Here is a 17390-nt window from a genome sequence, read left to right on the forward strand (position 1 = left end):
GTCGAAGATCGGCTGGAACTCCAGCGGCTTCGACTTCAGGTAGCCGCCCAGCGCGAAGTTGTGCAGCTCCAGCAGCTCGCGCAGCTTCTTCGCGAAGCGCTCCGGATGCTTCAGGTCCTGCACGCGCAGCGCGCGGCGTGCCACCTTGTCTTCATACGCCGGCCCGATCCCCTTGCCGGTGGTGCCGATCTTGCCGGCGCCGCTGGTCTCGCGCAGCGCCTCGCGCGCCTTGTCGACCTCGACGTGGAACGGCAGGATCAGCGGGCAGGATTCGCTGATGAACAGGCGCGAACGCACCTCGAGCCCGATGGCCTCCAGGCGCTCGATCTCGCCGAGCAGGTGCACCGGATCGACGACCACGCCATTGCCGATGTAGCAGGCCACGCCCTCGCGCATGATGCCCGACGGGATCAGCTGCAGCGCCGTCTTCACGCCCTTGATCACCAGCGTGTGGCCGGCGTTGTGGCCGCCCTGGAAGCGCACCACCGCCTGCGCGTGGTCGGTCAGCCAGTCCACCACCTTGCCCTTGCCTTCGTCACCCCACTGGGTGCCGACCACGACCACGTTGTGGCCGCCGCGTGTCTGTTCCATGTCTGTCCTGTCCAATGTCTCGAATGGGTGGATCGGCAGGCGGCGTCAGAGCGCTCGCACCTGCCACTGGCCGGCCTGCGCGACCAGCTCGCGGTCGCAGTCGAATTCCTGGCCTTCGTGTTCATGCCCCGGCAGGATGCAGACGACCGACTCGCCCTGCTCCCTCAGTTGCCGGATCGCGGCGCGCAGCGAGGCATCCTCGCCMCAGGGTGCACGGATCGCCGCCCGCATCGCCCGCGGCGGCGCGATCAGCACCAGCTCCTTCAGGTCGATCAGGCTGAAGCCGACTGCGGGCCGCGTGCGGCCGAACACCGCGCCGACCTCGTCGTAGCGGCCGCCGCGCGCCACCGCATCGCTGGAGCCGGCGGCATACACCGCGAAGCGCGCGCCGCTGTAGTAGTCGTAGCCGCCCAGGTCGGCCAGGTCGAAGCCGATGCGCACGCCGGCGTGGGCCTGCTTCAGGTGCTGCGTGAGCCACTGCAGGTCGTCGAGCGCCGCGGTGATCAGCGGCAGCGCGGGCAATTGCGTGCGGGCTGCCGCCAGCACCTCTTCGCCGCCATACAGCCGCAGCAGCGCCAGCAGGCCGCTGCGCGACGGCTCGGGCAACGACGCCGTGAGCTCGACCACGCTGGGTTGGTCCTTCGCGGCCAGCGCGGCATACAGCGCGGCCACCGCCGACGCCGGCAGGCCGCTGCCGGCCAGCAGCGCCCGCACGATGCGTGCGTCGCCCATGTCGAGCGTCAGCTGGTTCGCACCGGCGCGCTGCAGCAGGTCGAGCGCGAGTTCCTGGACTTCAAGGTCGGCCTCGAGGCCACGGTGGCCATAGATCTCGGCACCGAACTGCAGCGGCTCGCGCGTCACGTGCAGGCCGGCCGGGCGGGTGTGCAGCACCGGCCCGCAGTAGCACAGCCGGGCCACGCCCTGGCGGTTCAGCAGGTGCGCATCGATGCGCGCGACCTGCGGCGTGGTGTCGGCGCGCACGCCGATCGTGCGGCCGCTGAGCTGGTCGATCAGCTTGAAGGTCTTCAGGTCGAGTTCACGGCCGGTGCCGGACAGCAGCGATTCGATGTGCTCCAGCAGCGGCGGCATCACCAGTTCGAAGCCGTAGCTGCGAGCCCCGTCGAGCAGGTCTCGACGCAGATCCTCGATGCGCCGCGCCTGCGCAGGCAGGACGTCGGCGATGTGCTCGGGCAGGAGCCAAGCAGACGACATGTGAATCACCGGGTATTAAAAACGAGATTGTACCGGGGGGATGACCCACCCCCGAGGCGCTGACGCGCCTCCCCCTCGAGGGGGCGCCACCACTGGACCGGCGGAGCCGGATCCACGGTGGCCGTTGGATCCACGCCTGCCGACGCCGCGTTCAGCCCAGACAGAAGTAGAGCGCGATGAGTCCGGCCAGCATGCTGCTCAACCCGATGAACCGGATCTGGCCGTCAGACAGCCGGGTCGCTCGCTCGAACACCCGCCGCCAGGCGCCCGGGCTGATGAACGGCAGTACGCCCTCCAGCACCAGCATCAACGCCAGCGCGGCCAGCAGGGTGTCCGACATGAATCGCGCAGGTCACTCGGCGGCAGCAGAGGCGGCGTGCTTCTTGACGCGCGCCGGCGCCGCGGCGGACTCGCGCCCGGGGCCGCGCATCGCCTTGAAGAACTCGCCCGACGGATCGACCACCATCACGTCGGACTTGCTGCGGAAGGTTGCGCGGTAGGCCTCGAGGCTGCGGTAGAACTGGGCGAACTGCGGATCGCGGCCGAACGACTCGGCATAGATCGCCGACGCCTTCGCATCGCCATCGCCCTGCACCTTCTGTGCATCGCGGTACGCCTCGGCGACGATCACCTCGCGCTGGCGGTCGGCATCGGCGCGGATCTTCTCGCCTTCGGCCGCACCGGTCGAACGCAGCTCGTTGGCCACGCGCTTGCGCTCGGATTCCATGCGGCTGTAGACCGAGCTGGTCACGTTGGCCGAGAAGTCGACGCGCTTGATCCGCACGTCGATGATCTCGATGCCGAAGGCCTTCGCCTCGTCGGTCAGGCGCACCCGCACACCCTGCATCACGCGGTCGCGGTCGGTCGCGAGCATCGCCTGCACCGTGCGCTTGGTCACCTCTTCGTTGAAGGCGGCCTGCACGATCGGGCTCAGGCGGTTCTCGACATTGCGCATGTCGGTGCCGTTGTTGCGGATGAACTGCTTCGGATCGATCACGCGCCACTTGACCAGCCAGTCGATGACCAGGCTCTTCTTCTCGGCGGTGAAGATCGGGCGCGTCTCGGGGCTGTCCAGCGTCTGCACGCGGCGGTCGAGGAAGACCACGTTCTGCAGCGGCGGCGGCAGCTTCGCCTTCAGGCCCGGTTCGGAGATGACTTCCTTGATCTCGCCCAGTGCATAGATGACCGCGAACTGGCGCTGGTCGACGATGAACAGGACGGAGGACAGCAGCATCAGTGCCACCAGGGCACCGGCGACGAGCATGGCGAGTCGATTCATGGTGAGCTTTCTGCGGTTCTCTTCGCCGTGGGATCAGCGGCCGTCGCGGTCGCGGCTGCGCTGGCCGTCGCGCGAGCGGATGTCGACGCTGCCCGGGGTGCCGGCCGGGGCCTCGGTGGGCGTGGTGGCCGGCGCCGTGGTGGCCGGCACGGCACTGCCGACCTGCTGCATCAGCTTGTCGAGCGGCAGGTACAGCAGGTTGGAGTTGTCGCGCGTGTCGACCATCACCTTGCTGACGCTCGAATAGACCTGCCGCATCGTGTCGATGTACATGCGGTCGCGCGTGACCCCGGGCGCCTTCTGGTACTCGGTGAACACCTGGTTGAAGCGTTGCGCATCACCCTCGGCCGTCGCGACGACGCGGGCCTTGTAGGCCTCGGACTCCTCGCGCAGCCGTGCAGCCGTGCCTTGCGCCTTCGGGATCACGTCGTTCGCATAGGCCTGCGCCTCGTTCTTCGCGCGCTCGCGGTCGGCACCGGCGCGGAACGCATCGTCGAACGCGGTCTGCACCTGCTCGGGCGCCTGCACGCTCTGCACGTTGACGTTGACGATCAGGATGCCGGTGCGCAGCCGGTCGAGCTGGGTCTGGATCGACTTGACGAGATCGATCGCGATCGCATCGCGCTGCTCGTACAGCACCGAGTCCATGTTCGCCTTGCCGACGATCTCGCGCACCGCCGATTCGGCGGCCTGCTCGACGACGATGTCATCGGGGTTGCGGTTCTCGTACAGGTACGAGCGCGCATCCTTCAGCCGGTACTGCACGCTGAAGCGGATGTCGATGATGTTCTCGTCCTGCGTCAGCATCGACGAATCGCGCAGCCCGGTGGCCTGCACCACGTTGCTGCGGCCGATCTCCTTGGTGCGCAGCTGCGTGACCGGCACCGTCTCGTGGGCCTGGAACGGGTACGGGAAGCGCCAGGTGAAGCCGGCGTCGACCGTGTGACTGTACTTGCCGAACGAGGTGATGACCGCCTGCTGGCCTTCCTGCACGATGAAGAAGCCGCTGAAGGCCCAGATCAGCACGACCACGCCGGCGATCAGGCCGATGCCGATGCCGGCGCTGCGCATGTCGGGGCCGCCGCCATTGCCACCGCTGCCGCCGCCCGAGCCGTTCGAGCGCTGTCCGCCCTTGCCGCCGAACAGGCCGCTCAGCTTGCGGTTGAAATCACGCCACAGCTCGTCGAGGTCGGGCGGGCCGTCGCCGCGGCCGCCGCTGTTCAGCACCGGGGCCTGGACGCCGGAGCGCGCACCGCGCAGGCTGGCGAAGGCCGCGCCGCCCAGACCGGACAGCAAGGCCTTGGCTGCATGGGCCACGTCACGAACCTGCGAGGCGGGGCCGGCGGCAGGCAGAACTGGGTTGGAGCTCATGGTCATGTGGGTGTGCAGAGGATTCGGGCTCACGCTGCGGCGTCGGGCAGCTCGGACGGATCCGAGGGATACGCCAACGGCGGAGTTGAGGATGAATGCATGGCGTTCAAGTCGTCCTGCAGCGTGCCGGCCACCGCGGCCGACAGGATGCGGCGCAGTTCCGGCAGGCCGCGGCCGTCGAGCGCGCTGACGAAGACGCGTGGGACTCGCACGCCGCCTTCAAGTTCCAGCACGTCGGCGTGATAGCGGGGGTGCTGCGCGAATTCGAGCTTGTCGAGCTTGTTGTAGACCAGCACCTGCTGGATGTCGGCCGCGCCGATGTCGCCCAGCACGCGCTGCACCTCGGCCATCTGCTCGGCCAGCACCGGGCTCGCGGCATCGACCACGTGCAACAGCAGGTCGGCGTCGGCCGCCTCCTGCAGCGTCGCCTCGAAGGCCTCGACCAGCTTGTGCGGCAGGTCGCGGATGAAACCGACGGTGTCCGAGAGCGCGGCCGAGCGGCTGATGTCTTCGAGGTAGAGCTGGCGCGTGGTGGTGTCGAGCGTCGCGAACAGCTGGTCGGCCGAATAGCTCTTCGCCTTCACGAGCGCATTGAACAGCGTCGACTTGCCGGCGTTCGTGTAGCCCACCAGCGAGACGCGGAAAGTGCCGCTGCGCTCGCGCGAGCGGCGTTGCGTGTTGCGCTGCTTCTTCACGCGCACCAGCCGCTCCTTCACGGACTTGATGCGCTCGCCGATCATGCGGCGGTCGAGTTCGATCTGCGCCTCGCCGGGGCCGCCGCGGTTGCCGATGCCGCCGCGCTGGCGCTCCAGGTGGCTCCAGCGGCGCACCAGGCGTGTCGACAGGTACTGCAGCCGCGCGAGTTCGACCTGCAGCTTGCCCTCGTGGCTCTGCGCCCGGGCGGCGAAGATCTCGAGGATCAGCATCGTGCGGTCGGCGACGGCCACGCCCAGGTGGCGCTCGAGGTTGCGCTGCTGTGCCGGCGACAAGGCCTGGTCGAACAGCACCGCTTCGGCCTGGTGGCCGAGCACCAGGGCCTTGATCTCGTCGGCCTTGCCGGAACCGACGAACAGCGCCGGGTCGGGCGACTTGCGCCGCGCCGTGACGCGTGCCACCGGCAGGTCGCCGGCCGACTCGGCCAGCAGCGCGAGTTCATCGAGGCTCGCATCGAAATGCGAACCACCGTGCGAACCGCCGCCGAAATCGACGCCCACCAGGATGGCGCGCGGCAACGCAGCCTGCGCCGCGGCGTTGGAGCCAGCAGCGCTCATGCGGGACGCCGCCTCGGAAGTTGGTGGCGCACCCACCCGGGCGACCTCAGCGGTCTCAGGTCTGCTCCGGCGCCTCGGCGGCGTGGAAGTTCACCGCGCGGCCGGGCACGACGGTCGAGATCGCGTGCTTGTAGACCATTTGCGTCACGGTGTTGCGCAGCAGGACGACGTACTGATCGAAAGATTCGATGTGGCCCTGCAGTTTGATGCCGTTCACGAGGTAGATCGACACCGGAACATGCTCTTTGCGAAGCAGGTTCAGAAACGGGTCTTGTAGAAGCTGCCCTTTATTGCTCACGATATGCTCCGTGATGGAAAGTGATGGAGGTCGTCACGTTAACACAGCGCCGCGCTGCATCGCAGCATGGCGGGCCAAATGAAGCAATCTTTGTCGGTCACTCTTTGTCGGCGAACGGGTTGCTCGACGAGCGCATCTCGATGCGCAGCGGGGTGCCGACCAGCTTGAAGTGCGCCCGGAAGCGCCCTTCGAGGAAGCGCTTGTACACGTCGGTCACGTGCTCGAGCGAGTTGCCGTGGATCACGATCACCGGCGGGTTCATGCCGCCCTGGTGGGCGTAGCGCAGCTTCGGGCGGAAGGCGCCGGCGCGCTTGGGCGTCTGGAACTCCACCGCCTCGTGCAGCAGCCGTGTCAGCACCGGCGTCGTCATCTTGCGGGTGGCCGACGCATGCGCATCGGCTATGCCCTGCCAGACCGGGCCGAGCCCCTGCCGCTTGATGGCCGAGATGCGCAGCACCGGTGCGAACTTCAGGAATGCGAGACGCTGCTCGATCGAGCGCTCGAGCGTCTGCTTCTGGTAGTCGTCGATGGCATCCCACTTGTTGACGGCCACCACCACCGCGCGGCCGCTCTCGAGGATGTAGCCGGCGATGTGCGCATCCTGGTCGGTCACGCCCTGGGTCGCGTCGAGCAGCAGCAGCACGACGTTCGCGTCGGCGATGGCCTGCAGCGTCTTGACGACCGAGAACTTCTCGATCGCCTCGAACACCTTGCCCTTGCGGCGCAGCCCGGCGGTGTCGATCAGCTCGAACTTCTGCCCGTGGCGCTCGAACGGCACGGTGATCGCGTCGCGCGTCGTGCCCGGCTGGTCGAACGCCACCAGGCGCTCCTCGCCGAGCCAGGTGTTGATCAGCGTCGACTTGCCGACGTTCGGCCGGCCGGCGACAGCCAGGCGGATCGGCGCACCCTCTTCCGGCTCCTCGGGCTCTTCGTCGAACGGGAAGTCTTCCAGCGCGGCCTCGGTCAGGCTGCGGATGCCCTGGCCGTGCGCCGACGAGATCGGGTGCGGCTCGCCCATGCCGAGCTCGTAGAACTCGCCCAGCAGCGGCGAGTCGACCATGCCCTCGGCCTTGTTGACGGCCAGCAGCACCTTCTTGTTGACCGAGCGCAGGTAGCGGGCGATGTCGTGGTCGTGCGCCGACACACCGGCGCGCACGTCGACGACGAAGATCACCGCATCGGCCTCGGCGACGGCCTGGCGCGTCTGCTTGGCCATCTCCTTGACGATGCCGGTGGTGCTGTCGGGCTCGAAGCCGCCGGTGTCGACGACGATGAACTCGCGGTCGCCCAGGCGGCCGTCGCCGTAGTGGCGGTCGCGCGTGAGGCCGGCGAAGTCCGCGACGATCGCGTCGCGGCTCTTGGTCATCCTGTTGAACAGGGTCGACTTGCCCACGTTGGGGCGGCCGACGACCGCGATCACAGGTTTCATTTCAAATCCCTCAACATCGCCGCAGTGTGCGACGGCAGCTCGATCCAGCGGCCACCGTGGAGCCGGCTCTGCCGGGCCACTGGTGGCGCCCCCTTGAGGGGGTGGCGCGAAGCGCCTCCGGGGGTGGTCGTCATTTCACTCGGGGCGGAAGGCGAACAGGCCGCCGTTGTGCGTCGTGACCAGCAGCGTGGTGCCGCTCAGCACCGGCGTGCCGACCACCGGGCTGCCATCGGTCGGCAGGCGCAGCTTGAAGCTGCCGTCGGCGGTCGAGAGCCAGTGCACATAGCCCTCGACATCGCCGAACACGGCCATCTTGTTGACGATCAGCGGCGACGACAGGTTGCGGTACAGCAGCTTCTCGACGCTCCACGCCACCTCGCCGCTGGCGGTGCGCCACGCGGTGATGCGGTCGCTGGCATCGGCCGCGACGGTCACGTCCGCGTCGGCCGCGACACCCTGCAGGCCGCCGACATTGCGCGTCCACGCGAGGCTGCCGCGCTCGGCATTGACGCAGGCGACAGCCGCCTGGAAGGCGCGCGCGCAGACGCTGTCGCCGACGCGTGCGGCCGGCGCGACCAGGTCGGCCAGGCGCTCGATCTCGTTGGTGCCGCGCGGTGAGGCCAGCGACACCTCCCAGCGCACGGTGCCGCGCAGCGGGTCGAGCCCGGTGAGCTTGGCACCCTGCCCGACCAGCAGCGTGTCCTTGAACGCCATCACGACGCCCGGCTGCGACAGCGTCAGCGCATCGCCCGGGCGCTGGAAGCTCCACAGCTTGCGGCCGTCGATCGCGTCGAAGGCCTGCACCACGCGGTCGACACTCATCACGAAGACGCGTTCGCCGGCCACCAGCGGCGCGCTGCTGACGCGCGCCGGCAGCTGCTTGCGCCAGATCTCCTTGCCGGCATCCAGCGTGACCAGCTGGTTGTCGCGGGTCACGACGCTCACGAAGCGGCCGTCGCTTCCGACGCCGGCGCTGAGCCGGCCATCGGCCTGGCCGCGCCAGACTTCCTGGCCGGTGTCGGCACGCCAGGCGTAGACCGTGCCGTCATCGCTGGCGCCGATGAAGTTGCCGCCGGCCGCCACGATGGACAGCGGGAATTTCAGCGTGCCGATCGATTGCGTCCAGACCTGGCGCCCGGCGATCGTCGGCGTCAGTTCCTCGAGCACCGTCGGGCCGGGCCGGGTGGATTTGCTCGCGCAGGCGGCCAGCGCCGCGACCATCAGCGCCAGCGCGAGGCGCGTCAGTCCCTTCATGGGGTGCTCACCACGGCAGAGGCCGCAGCGCTGGCCGCCGGTGCGGCGCCGAGTGCCGTCAGCTTGGCCTCGACCAGCTGGCGGTACTCGACCGTGCTGTCGAAGCTCTTCCAGGCCTGGTTGTAGGCGGTCTTCGCCTCGTCGGCCTTGCCCTGCGCCAGCAGCACGTCACCGCGGCGGTCGGCCACCAGGCCTTCGAAACCGGCCGAGGTGGCGGCGTCCAGCGCCTTCAGCGCCTCGTCGTACTTCTTCTGGTCGAGCAGCAGGCCGGCCAGGCGCAGGCGCGCGATCGTCTGGTACTCGGCTTCGGTCGCGTTCTCGCTGGCCCAGGTCAGGCTCGCGCGGGCGGCGTCGGCCTGGCCCTTCTCGAACTGCAGCTTGGCGGCGAGCAGCGCGGCCTGCTGCGCGAAGGCGGTGCGCGGGAAGCGCTCCTTCATCTCGCCGAAGATGCGGCCGGCCTGGTCGGTGTTGCCTGCCGTCACGGCCTTGCCGAGTTCGTCGAACAGCATGCCGGCCTTGGCCGACTGCTCGCGTTGGTAGTACGTCCAGCCGTTCCAGGCCGCAAAGCCCCCCAGCGCCAGGATCAGCACCCAGGTGATCAGGTTGCCGTACTGGTTCCAGAACGCCTTCAGCTGGTCGATCTGTTCTTGTTCTTCGAGGTCGAGGTGGGTGGCCATGGGGATCGTTGGAAATTTCGGACGAAGCCGGGATTATGCGTTGCGCAGTTCAGCCGCCCACTCGGATACGCCCGAGAGCGACAAGTTGCGTTGTGTGACAGCCGGGTCACGCAATGATTTCAGCGCCACCTCGCCGGCCGCCAGCTCCGATTCGCCGAAGATCAGCGCCCAGGCGGCGCCGCTCGCGTCGGCCTTCTTGAACTGCGCCTTCATGCCGCCACCGCCGGCGTGCATCTGCACCGACACGCCGGCCGCGCGCAGCGCCTGCAGCGTCACCATGGCCTGCGGCAGCACCGCCGGCGACATCAGCACCGCGTAGGCGCGCGGCGCGGCGCTCGGCACCGGCAGCTCCAGCGCCTGGATCAGCAGCAGCAGCCGCTCGATGCCGAGGCCGAAGCCCACCGCCGGCGCCGGCTTGCCGCCCAGCTGCTCGATCAGGCCGTCGTAGCGGCCGCCGCCGCACACCGTGCCCTGCGAGCCCAACTGGTCGGTGACCCACTCGAAGACGGTGAGGTTGTAGTAGTCCATGCCGCGCACCAGGCGCGGGTTGACGCGGTACGGCAGCCCGGCGGCGTCGAGGATCGCGCGCACGGTGTCGAAGTGCGCGAGCGAGGCCTCGCCGAGGAAGTCCATCAGCTTCGGCGCCGCCTCGATCAGCGATTGCATCGCCGGGTTCTTGCTGTCGAGGATGCGCAGCGGGTTGCTGAGCAGGCGGCGCTTCGAGTCTTCGTCGAGCGCGGCGGCATGCTGCTCGAAGTACGCGACCAGCGCCTCGCGGTGCGCGCGCCGCTCGTCGGGCTGGCCGAGGCTGTTCAGCTCGAGCCGCACGTGCTCGCCCTCGACCAGGCCGAGTTCGCGCCACAGCAGGCGCGTCATCAGGATCAGTTCGGCGTCGACGTCGGGGCCCGCGAAACCGAGCGCCTCGACGTCCAGCTGGTGGAACTGGCGGTAGCGGCCCTTCTGCGGCTTCTCGTGGCGGAACATCGGGCCCAGCGTCCAGACGCGCAGCGGGCCGTTGTACAACGCGTTGTGCTCGACCATCGCGCGCACGATGCCCGCGGTGGCTTCCGGGCGCAGCGTCAGGCGGTCGCCGTTCATCGCATCGGTGAAGGAATACATCTCCTTCTCGACGATGTCGGTGACCTCGCCCAGGCCCCGCACGAACAGCGCGGTCGGCTCGACGATCGGGGTCAGCAGGTACTGGTAGCCGTAGCGCGCCAGCACCGAACGCACCGTCGTCTCGAACCACAGCCACAGCCCGGCATCGGGCAGTTTCTCGGTGCGCGGCACGCTGGCCGGCAGGATGTCGTTCATGCCCTTCACGGCCTGGAGGGCGGCTTGCTTGGTGTCAGCCATGGAAACCTTGGATCAATGGACGGGAAGCCGCCCCGAAGGCGGCTGCGGCAATGCGGGTGCGGCGACCGGCAACGCGTGGGAAACGCGTCAGGCCGCCACGGTCGAATGCTGGGCGGTGGCCGAGCCGAAGCGCTTCTCGATGTAGTCCTCGACCAGTGTCTGGAACTCCTGCGCGATGCGCTCGCCGCGCAGCGTCAGCGCCTTCTCGCCGTCGATGAAGACCGGCGCGGCCGGCGCCTCGCCGTTGCCCGGCAGGCTGATGCCGATGTCGGCATGCTTGCTCTCGCCCGGGCCGTTGACGATGCAGCCCATCACGGCGACCTTCATCGACTCGACACCCGGATAGCGGGCGCGCCACACCGGCATCTGCTCGCGCAGGTAGTCGTCGATCTGCTTGGCCAGTTCCTGGAAGGTGGTGCTGGTCGTGCGGCCACAGCCGGGGCAGGCGGTGACGCTCGGGTTGAACGCGCGCAGGCCGAGCGACTGCAGAACCTCCAGCGCCACCACGACCTCTTGCGTGCGCGCCTCGCCGGGCTGCGGCGTCAGCGAGACGCGGATCGTGTCGCCGATGCCCTGCTGCAGCAGCAGCGCGAGCGCGGTGGACGAGGCCACCGTGCCCTTGGTGCCCATGCCGGCCTCGGTGAGCCCCAGGTGCAGCGGGTAGTCGCAGCGCTTCGCGAGCGCCTGGTAGACGCTGACGAGATCCTGCACGCCGGACATCTTGCACGACAGCACGATCTGCTCGCGCCGCAGGCCGATCTCCTCGGCGCGCTTCGCCGATTCGATCGCCGACGTGATGATCGCGCGGTACATGATCTGCTGCGGCTCGAACGGCTCGGCGCGGCGGCCGTTCTCGTCCATCATCTGTGCGAGCAGTTCCTGGTCGAGGCTGCCCCAGTTGACGCCGATGCGCACCACCTTGTCGTGGCGCGCGGCGGCTTCGATCATCTGGGCGAACTGCTTGTCGCGCTTGTCGCCCTTGCCGACGTTGCCGGGGTTGATGCGGTACTTCGACAGCGCCTCGGCGCAGGCCGGGTGCTCGGTGAGCAGCTTGTGGCCGTTGTAGTGGAAATCGCCGATCAGCGGCACGTCGATGCCCATGCGGTCGAGCTGGTCGCGGATGTGCGGCACCGCCGCGGCCGCCTCGGGCGTGTTGACGGTGATGCGCACCATCTCGGAGCCGGCGACCGCCAGTTCCTTCACCTGGATCGCCGTCTCGATCACCTGCACCGTGTCGGTGTTGGTCATCGACTGCACCCGCACCGGTGCGCCGCCGCCGATCGTCACGGTACGTGCGCCCCAGCGCACCTGCGCCTGGACGGTGGTGCGCTGCACCGGCCGGGCCGGTTCGATGAACTCCTCGTCCAGCAGCAGGGCTGACGGGGCGGCCGAGGGGGAGGCCGACGGGGAAGAGATGGCGGTCATGGCTTACTCGAGATCGAACTTGGCGATGTTGTCGCGCGTGGGGGACATGGTCACYGCGCGGCCCCGGTAAGTAACCGTGGTGGCCGAAACGTTCCCGATTCTGACGTGAAGCGGGGAAGCCCCGTCCAGGCCCAAGGATTCCCCGGGCTGCAGCGAACGCGACACCAGCACGGTGCCGCGGCCGTCGATCACCTCGATCCAGGATTCGGCGGTGGCCTTCAGCAGCAGCGCGCCGGAGGTGGCACGGGGCGCCGCGGCCGGCGGGGCCGACGCCGGGGCCGGGGCCGCCATCGCGGAAGGCGCGACCGACGGTACGGCCGGCACGATGGCAGGTGCGGAAGCCGCGGGCAAGGTGACGGTCTCGACGACCGTGTTCGGCGGCAACACCGGCGGCATCAGGGCCGACGGCTCCGACGCACCGGCATCGGCAGCAGCCGGCGCCGGCGTTGCCGGTACCGATGCGCCCTCGGAGACGCGCGGCAGGTTCGACGCGATCCAGCCGCTGGGCAGCAGGTAGACCGCCGCGGCCGCGAGGGCCAGCAGCAGCGCGCCGATGACGCCGGGGTTCTTCAGGAAGCTCAGGTCGGTCGGCACGCCGCCCAACGGCTTGTCGCGGAATGGCGCGTTCAGGCCCTGGCTCAGGTGGTCGAGGCGGTGCGCCTGCGGCTGCGGCAGCAGGGCAAGCACCGGTGCGGCATCGATCTTCAGCGTGCGACAGACGGTCTGCGCCAGTGCGCGCGTGAACGTGGCATCGGGCAGTTCGTCGAAGCGATCGGCTTCCAGCAACTCGAGCTTGCGCGGCGCGACCTTGATCGAGGTCGCAAGCGCGGCGATGTGCAGGCCGCGCGCCTGGCGGGCCTGGCGCAGCAGCGTTCCCGCCGTCACCGGGTCGGCGGGCGTCGATGCGGGCTGCACCGGCGCCTGGGCAGCGGACGCGCCGTCCTCGGGGTCGGCCGGCACCGGATCACTCATCGAACTGCCCCCGTTCGAACGCCGACGATTCGCGCGATTGCGGGAAGCGGTCGCGCAGCTGGCGCCCCAGGTCGACCACGCCCTGCCGGTTGCCGAGCTTGTTCTCGATGCGCGCGGCCAGCCACAGCGTCTGCGCGCTCGACTGATCGGCCACCGAGTTGACGCGGCGGATGTAGAAGCGCGCCCGATCCAGGTCGCCGCGGCGCAGCAGCACTTCGGCCAGGTTGACGCCGGTCGCGGGGTTGGCCGCATCGAGCTCGTAGGCGCGCAGCAGTGTCGCCTCGGCCTCCGGCCACTGGCCGGCGCGCGCCTGGCACACGCCCTTGGCCAGCAGAGAACGGACGTTGCCGGTGTACTGCGGTGCCGTCATCGCCTGCTCGAACAGCGGGAAGGCTTCGTCGAAGCGCTTCTGCTGGCACAGGTACCAGCCGTAGTTGTGCAGCGTGTCGCCGTCGCGCGGGCTCAGCTCGAGTGCGCGGCGGAAGCTTTCCTGCGCCATCACATCGTCGTTCAGCCCGGCGTAGATCAGGCCGCGCAGGTTGTAGCCCTCGGTCATGTTGGGCTGCGCCTGCAGCGCGAGCTTCACTTCATCGAGCGCCGTGGTCATCTGGCCGCGCGCGAAATACGCGCTCGCGAGCTCCATGCGCACCCGCGCCCGCTTGCCGGCCTCGGTTTCATCGGACGCGGTGGTCCGGTCGCGGGGCGCCTGCTCGACTCCGTTCACGGTGGTCGTGGTGGTACAGCCTCCGAGCAACGCAGAGAGAGCCGCAAAGGCCAGCGTGATCGACAAGCAACGACGTCCCCAGGTCATGAACGGCCCTCCTTCGAGCGTGATGTGATGTCTGCAGATTCGGTGACAGGGCGGTGCACGCGGATCGGTGCACGCGTCATGCGCTTGTGGGCCTGCGTGCGGTCCTGCACCTCGCCGGCGAGCTGGCCGCAGGCGGCGTCGATGTCGTCGCCGCGCGTCTTGCGCACGGTCGTCACGACGCCGGCTTCCTGCAGCACCTGCGCGAAGGCGCTCACGCGCTCGCGCGGCGAACGCTTCAGGCCGGACTGCGGGAACGGGTTGAACGGGATCAGGTTGAACTTGCACGACACCGCCTGGCTGATGCGCACCAGCGCACGTGCGTGCTCCGGCGTGTCGTTCACCCCGTCGAGCATGCAGTACTCGAAGGTGATGAAGTCGCGCGGCGCCTTGTCGAGGTAGCGGTTGCAGGCCTCGAGCAGCTCGGCGATCGGGTATTTGCGATTCAGCGGCACCAGGTCGTCGCGCAGCGCGTCGTCCGGCGCATGCAGCGAGACGGCCAGTGCGACCGGGCAGTCGTCGCGCAGGCGGTCGATCATCGGCACGACGCCCGAGGTCGACACCGTGACGCGGCGGCGCGACAGGCCGTAGCCGTGGTCGTCGAGCATCACGCGCAGCGCCGGCACCAGCGCCGAATAGTTCTGCAGCGGCTCGCCCATGCCCATCATCACGACATTGGTGATGGCGCGCTCGCCGGCGGCCAGGTGCAGGCGGCGGCGCAGGTGGTGCTCGGCGAACCACAGCTGGGCGACGATCTCGCCGGTGGTGAGGTTGCGGCTGAAGCCCTGGTGACCGGTCGAGCAGAAGCGGCAGCCGACCGCACAGCCGGCCTGCGACGACACGCACAGCGTGCCGCGGTCGTCTTCGGGGATGAACACCGTCTCGACGGCATTGCCGCCGCCGACGTCGAACAGCCACTTGATGGTGCCGTCGGTCGAGGCCTGCTCGCTGACGACCGCAAGCGGCGCGACGCAGGCGACGCCCGCCAGCTTGTCGCGCAAGGATTTGGCGAGGTCGGACATCGCATTGAAATCCGACGCGCCCTTCTGGTGGATCCAGCGGAACAGCTGGGTCGCACGAAAACGCTTCTCGCCGAGCCGCTCGCAGTAGGCAGCGAGCCCGTCGAGGTCGAACTCGAGGAGGTTGGTGAGACTCATGCCAGCCTCCGTCGAGAGGGGACGTTACTCGCTCAGCGCGAGTAGACGTTCATGCCCGGGAAGAAGAACGCGATCTCGACAGCCGCCGTTTCCGGGGCGTCGGAGCCGTGCACCGCATTGGCGTCGATGCTGTCGGCGAAGTCGGCGCGGATCGTGCCCTTCTCGGCCTTCTTCGGGTCGGTGGCGCCCATCAGGTCGCGGTTCTTCGCGATCGCGCCCTCGCCTTCCAGCGCCTGGATCATCACCGGGCCGGAGATCATGAAGTCGACCAGGTCCTTGAAGAACGGACGGGCCTTGTGCACCGCGTAGAACGCTTCGGCTTCACCGCGCGACAGGTGGGCCATCCGCGCGGCCACGACCTTCAGGCCTGCGCCTTCGAAGCGGGCATAGATCTGGCCGATCACATTCTTCGCGACGGCGTCGGGTTTGATGATGGAAAGAGTACGTTCGATCGCCATGATTTTTCTCCTGAATCAAGCACTTGGCAAAGCTTCGGATTGTATCGCTTGAAGGGGGCTCAACGGCCGCCGCGGCGACCACCGCCGCCACCGCCGCCGCCATATCCACCCCCTCCTCCGCCACCACCACCCCCGCCGAACCCACCGCCGCCGCCGCCCCGGTTGCCGCCGCGGCCGCCACCCCCCTTGCCGCCACGGCGGTGGAAGGCATCGGCACCGAGATAGCCCATCGAGGTCTGCAGCGGATCCGGCTCGCGCGGCCCGCCGCCCTTCTTCGGCTGGTTCGGCCGCGGCGGCGCACTGCCGCCCGGGCCGAAGCCGCCGCCGCCGCGGCCGAAGCCGGCACCGCCCGCAGGCGTGCGCGGCTTCTGCACGAAACGCTTGTCGAAGGTCTGCTCCAGCGGATTCGGGATCTTGGACGGATCGAAGTCCAGGCCGTCGTCGTCGCGGTCGAAGTCATCCGGCTGGCGCTCGCGCGCCTGGGCCGGCATCTGTTGAGGCTGCTGCTGAGGCTGGTTCTGGCCGCCGCCCCGGTTGCCGCGTGGCCCCCGGTCCTGGCGGTCGTTCGGGCGCTGGGCGTCGCGCTCGTTGCGCGGCTTGTTCTGGCCGTTGTTGTTGCCACGGCCGCGGTCATTGCCGCCGCGGTTGTCGTTGCCACGATTTTCGTTGCCACGGCTCTCGCCGCGGCCCTCCTGGCGCGGCTGCTGCGGATTGCCTTCGCGCCGCTGGCCTTCGCCACCGCCGGCCAGCCGGCGGATCGTGCGCACGTCGCCTTCCTCGAGGTCGACCCAGACGCCGCGCTTCAGCCCGCGCGGCAGCACCACGGTGCCATAGCGGATGCGGATCAGCCGGCTCACCGTCAGCCCGACCGTGTCGAACAGCTTGCGCACCTCGCGGTTGCGGCCCTCGGTGATGACGACGCGGTACCAGTGGTTCGCGCCCTCGCCGCCGCCGTCGACGATCGACTTGAAGCCCGCGATCTGGCCCTCGACCATCACGCCGTTCAGCAGCTTGGTCTTGTCGCCCTCCTCCAGCGTGCCGAGCACGCGCACCGCGTACTCGCGCTCGACGCCGAAGCGCGGATGCATCAGCTGGTTGGCGAGTTCGCCGGAGTTCGTGAACAGCAGCAGGCCCTCGGTGTTCAGGTCGAGGCGGCCGACCGACTGCCACTTGCCCTGCTGCAGCCGCGGCAGGCGGCGGAACACGGTGGGGCGGTGCTGCGGGTCGTCGTGCGTGACGACCTCGCCGGCCGGCTTGTGGTACGCGATGATGCGCGGCGCCGGCGGCACGATGCGCACGCGCACCGGCTTGCCGTCGACCTTGATGCGGTCGCCGAACGAGATGCGCTGGCCGGTGTGGGCAGGCTGGTCGTTCACCGTGACGCGGCCGTCGGCGATCATGTCCTCCATGTCGCGGCGCGAGCCGACGCCGGCCTGGGCCAGCACCTTGTGCAGCTTCGGCGCGTCGGGGTCGGCCTGCAGCACGCGCTTGCGTTCGGCGGCCTCCTCGGGGGTGATCTCGGCGGTGGATTCGGCCTCGGCGTCGCCTGCGGCTTCATCCTCGGCGTCCAGGTCGTCGCCTTCGCCCTCGGCCTCGTCGGCAGACAGCGATTGCGCCGCCGGCTCGGTGGACGGCGCGCCCTCGGGCTGCGGCACCTCGACGTCGAAATCGCCGGACACCACCGTCGCGAACAGGTCGCTCGCGTCGGGCATCACCGGCGTCGACAGGTGCGCCTCGGCCGCGCCGAGCACGACCTCGTCGCGGCGGCGGTCCTTGCGCCCGCCGCGGCGGCGATTGCGCGACGCCCGGGTCGGCTGGCCGTTCTCGTCGAC

General features: G+C 69.3%; 17 protein-coding genes. All 17 read right to left on the reverse strand.

Features of this window, described 5'->3' with window-relative positions; genetic code table 11:
- On the reverse strand, positions 1–591 hold a 591-nt coding region (locus AC1D1T_RS19740; protein ID WP_477992350.1), incomplete at its 3' end, for an adenylosuccinate synthetase.
- A gap of 45 nt (positions 592–636) precedes the next feature.
- Complete coding sequence (locus AC1D1T_RS19745) at positions 637–1803, reverse strand: ATP phosphoribosyltransferase regulatory subunit (RefSeq protein WP_477992351.1); 1167 nt, start codon at positions 1801–1803, stop codon at positions 637–639.
- 151 nt (positions 1804–1954) lie between these two features.
- Entirely contained in the window at positions 1955–2143 is a 189-nt protein-coding gene (locus AC1D1T_RS19750; protein ID WP_047502536.1) for a DUF2065 domain-containing protein, read from the reverse strand.
- 12 nt (positions 2144–2155) lie between these two features.
- The gene (hflC, locus tag AC1D1T_RS19755) at positions 2156–3082 is read right to left on the reverse strand and encodes a protease modulator HflC (protein ID WP_047502533.1); all 927 of its coding nucleotides are present in this window, start codon (positions 3080–3082) and stop codon (positions 2156–2158) included.
- Between the two features lie 33 nt (positions 3083–3115).
- Positions 3116–4459, reverse strand: coding sequence for an FtsH protease activity modulator HflK (gene hflK / locus AC1D1T_RS19760; protein ID WP_465112310.1), 1344 nt, complete (start codon positions 4457–4459; stop codon positions 3116–3118).
- Positions 4460–4482: 23 nt separating this feature from the next.
- Positions 4483–5724, reverse strand: a complete 1242-nt coding sequence (gene hflX / locus AC1D1T_RS19765) for a GTPase HflX (protein WP_465112309.1) — start codon at positions 5722–5724, stop codon at positions 4483–4485.
- 55 nt (positions 5725–5779) lie between these two features.
- A complete protein-coding gene (hfq, locus tag AC1D1T_RS19770; RefSeq protein WP_047502530.1) occupies positions 5780–6022 on the reverse strand; it encodes an RNA chaperone Hfq in 243 nt (80 codons plus the stop codon).
- A gap of 97 nt (positions 6023–6119) precedes the next feature.
- Positions 6120–7451, reverse strand: coding sequence for a ribosome biogenesis GTPase Der (der, locus tag AC1D1T_RS19775; RefSeq protein ID WP_047502527.1), 1332 nt, complete (start codon positions 7449–7451; stop codon positions 6120–6122).
- Positions 7452–7586: 135 nt separating this feature from the next.
- Complete coding sequence (gene bamB, locus AC1D1T_RS19780) at positions 7587–8705, reverse strand: outer membrane protein assembly factor BamB (protein ID WP_477992352.1); 1119 nt, start codon at positions 8703–8705, stop codon at positions 7587–7589.
- Positions 8702–9382, reverse strand: coding sequence for a YfgM family protein (locus AC1D1T_RS19785; protein WP_477992353.1), 681 nt, complete (start codon positions 9380–9382; stop codon positions 8702–8704). Before AC1D1T_RS19785 ends, bamB begins: the two co-directional genes overlap by 4 nt.
- Positions 9383–9415: 33 nt before the next feature.
- Positions 9416–10738 (reverse strand): histidine--tRNA ligase, encoded by a 1323-nt coding sequence (hisS, locus tag AC1D1T_RS19790; RefSeq protein ID WP_477992354.1) that lies wholly within the window; start codon positions 10736–10738, stop codon positions 9416–9418.
- Positions 10739–10825: 87 nt separating this feature from the next.
- Positions 10826–12163, reverse strand: a complete 1338-nt coding sequence (gene ispG, locus AC1D1T_RS19795; RefSeq protein WP_477827913.1) for a flavodoxin-dependent (E)-4-hydroxy-3-methylbut-2-enyl-diphosphate synthase — start codon at positions 12161–12163, stop codon at positions 10826–10828.
- 3 nt (positions 12164–12166) lie between these two features.
- Entirely contained in the window at positions 12167–13135 is a 969-nt protein-coding gene (locus tag AC1D1T_RS19800; RefSeq protein WP_477841212.1) for a helix-turn-helix domain-containing protein, read from the reverse strand.
- A complete protein-coding gene (gene pilW / locus AC1D1T_RS19805) occupies positions 13128–13946 on the reverse strand; it encodes a type IV pilus biogenesis/stability protein PilW (RefSeq protein WP_477829156.1) in 819 nt (272 codons plus the stop codon). The genes AC1D1T_RS19800 and pilW overlap by 8 nt, the downstream gene beginning before the upstream one ends.
- Positions 13943–15100 carry a dual-specificity RNA methyltransferase RlmN gene (rlmN, locus tag AC1D1T_RS19810; RefSeq protein ID WP_047502511.1) on the reverse strand — a complete coding sequence of 386 codons (1158 nt, stop codon included), beginning with the start codon at positions 15098–15100 and terminating at the stop codon, positions 13943–13945. The genes pilW and rlmN overlap by 4 nt, the downstream gene beginning before the upstream one ends.
- A gap of 32 nt (positions 15101–15132) precedes the next feature.
- Positions 15133–15558, reverse strand: a complete 426-nt coding sequence (gene ndk / locus AC1D1T_RS19815) for a nucleoside-diphosphate kinase (protein ID WP_047502508.1) — start codon at positions 15556–15558, stop codon at positions 15133–15135.
- Between the two features lie 59 nt (positions 15559–15617).
- The coding region (locus AC1D1T_RS19820; protein WP_477992355.1) for a pseudouridine synthase at positions 15618–17390 on the reverse strand (1773 nt) is incomplete at its 5' end.

The organism is Rhizobacter sp. P2_H3, from assembly GCF_056403355.1.

Coding starts and splice junctions, on each gene's coding strand:
- AC1D1T_RS19750 (WP_047502536.1), bottom strand. CDS start 2,143: ATGTCGGACACCCTGCTGGCCGCGCTGGCGTTGATGCTGGTGCTGGAG.
- hflC (WP_047502533.1), bottom strand. CDS start 3,082: ATGAATCGACTCGCCATGCTCGTCGCCGGTGCCCTGGTGGCACTGATG.
- hflK (WP_465112310.1), bottom strand. CDS start 4,459: ATGACCATGAGCTCCAACCCAGTTCTGCCTGCCGCCGGCCCCGCCTCG.
- hflX (WP_465112309.1), bottom strand. CDS start 5,724: ATGAGCGCTGCTGGCTCCAACGCCGCGGCGCAGGCTGCGTTGCCGCGC.
- der (WP_047502527.1), bottom strand. CDS start 7,451: ATGAAACCTGTGATCGCGGTCGTCGGCCGCCCCAACGTGGGCAAGTCG.
- bamB (WP_477992352.1), bottom strand. CDS start 8,705: ATGAAGGGACTGACGCGCCTCGCGCTGGCGCTGATGGTCGCGGCGCTG.
- AC1D1T_RS19785 (WP_477992353.1), bottom strand. CDS start 9,382: ATGGCCACCCACCTCGACCTCGAAGAACAAGAACAGATCGACCAGCTG.
- hisS (WP_477992354.1), bottom strand. CDS start 10,738: ATGGCTGACACCAAGCAAGCCGCCCTCCAGGCCGTGAAGGGCATGAAC.
- ispG (WP_477827913.1), bottom strand. CDS start 12,163: ATGACCGCCATCTCTTCCCCGTCGGCCTCCCCCTCGGCCGCCCCGTCA.
- pilW (WP_477829156.1), bottom strand. CDS start 13,946: ATGACCTGGGGACGTCGTTGCTTGTCGATCACGCTGGCCTTTGCGGCT.
- rlmN (WP_047502511.1), bottom strand. CDS start 15,100: ATGAGTCTCACCAACCTCCTCGAGTTCGACCTCGACGGGCTCGCTGCC.
- ndk (WP_047502508.1), bottom strand. CDS start 15,558: ATGGCGATCGAACGTACTCTTTCCATCATCAAACCCGACGCCGTCGCG.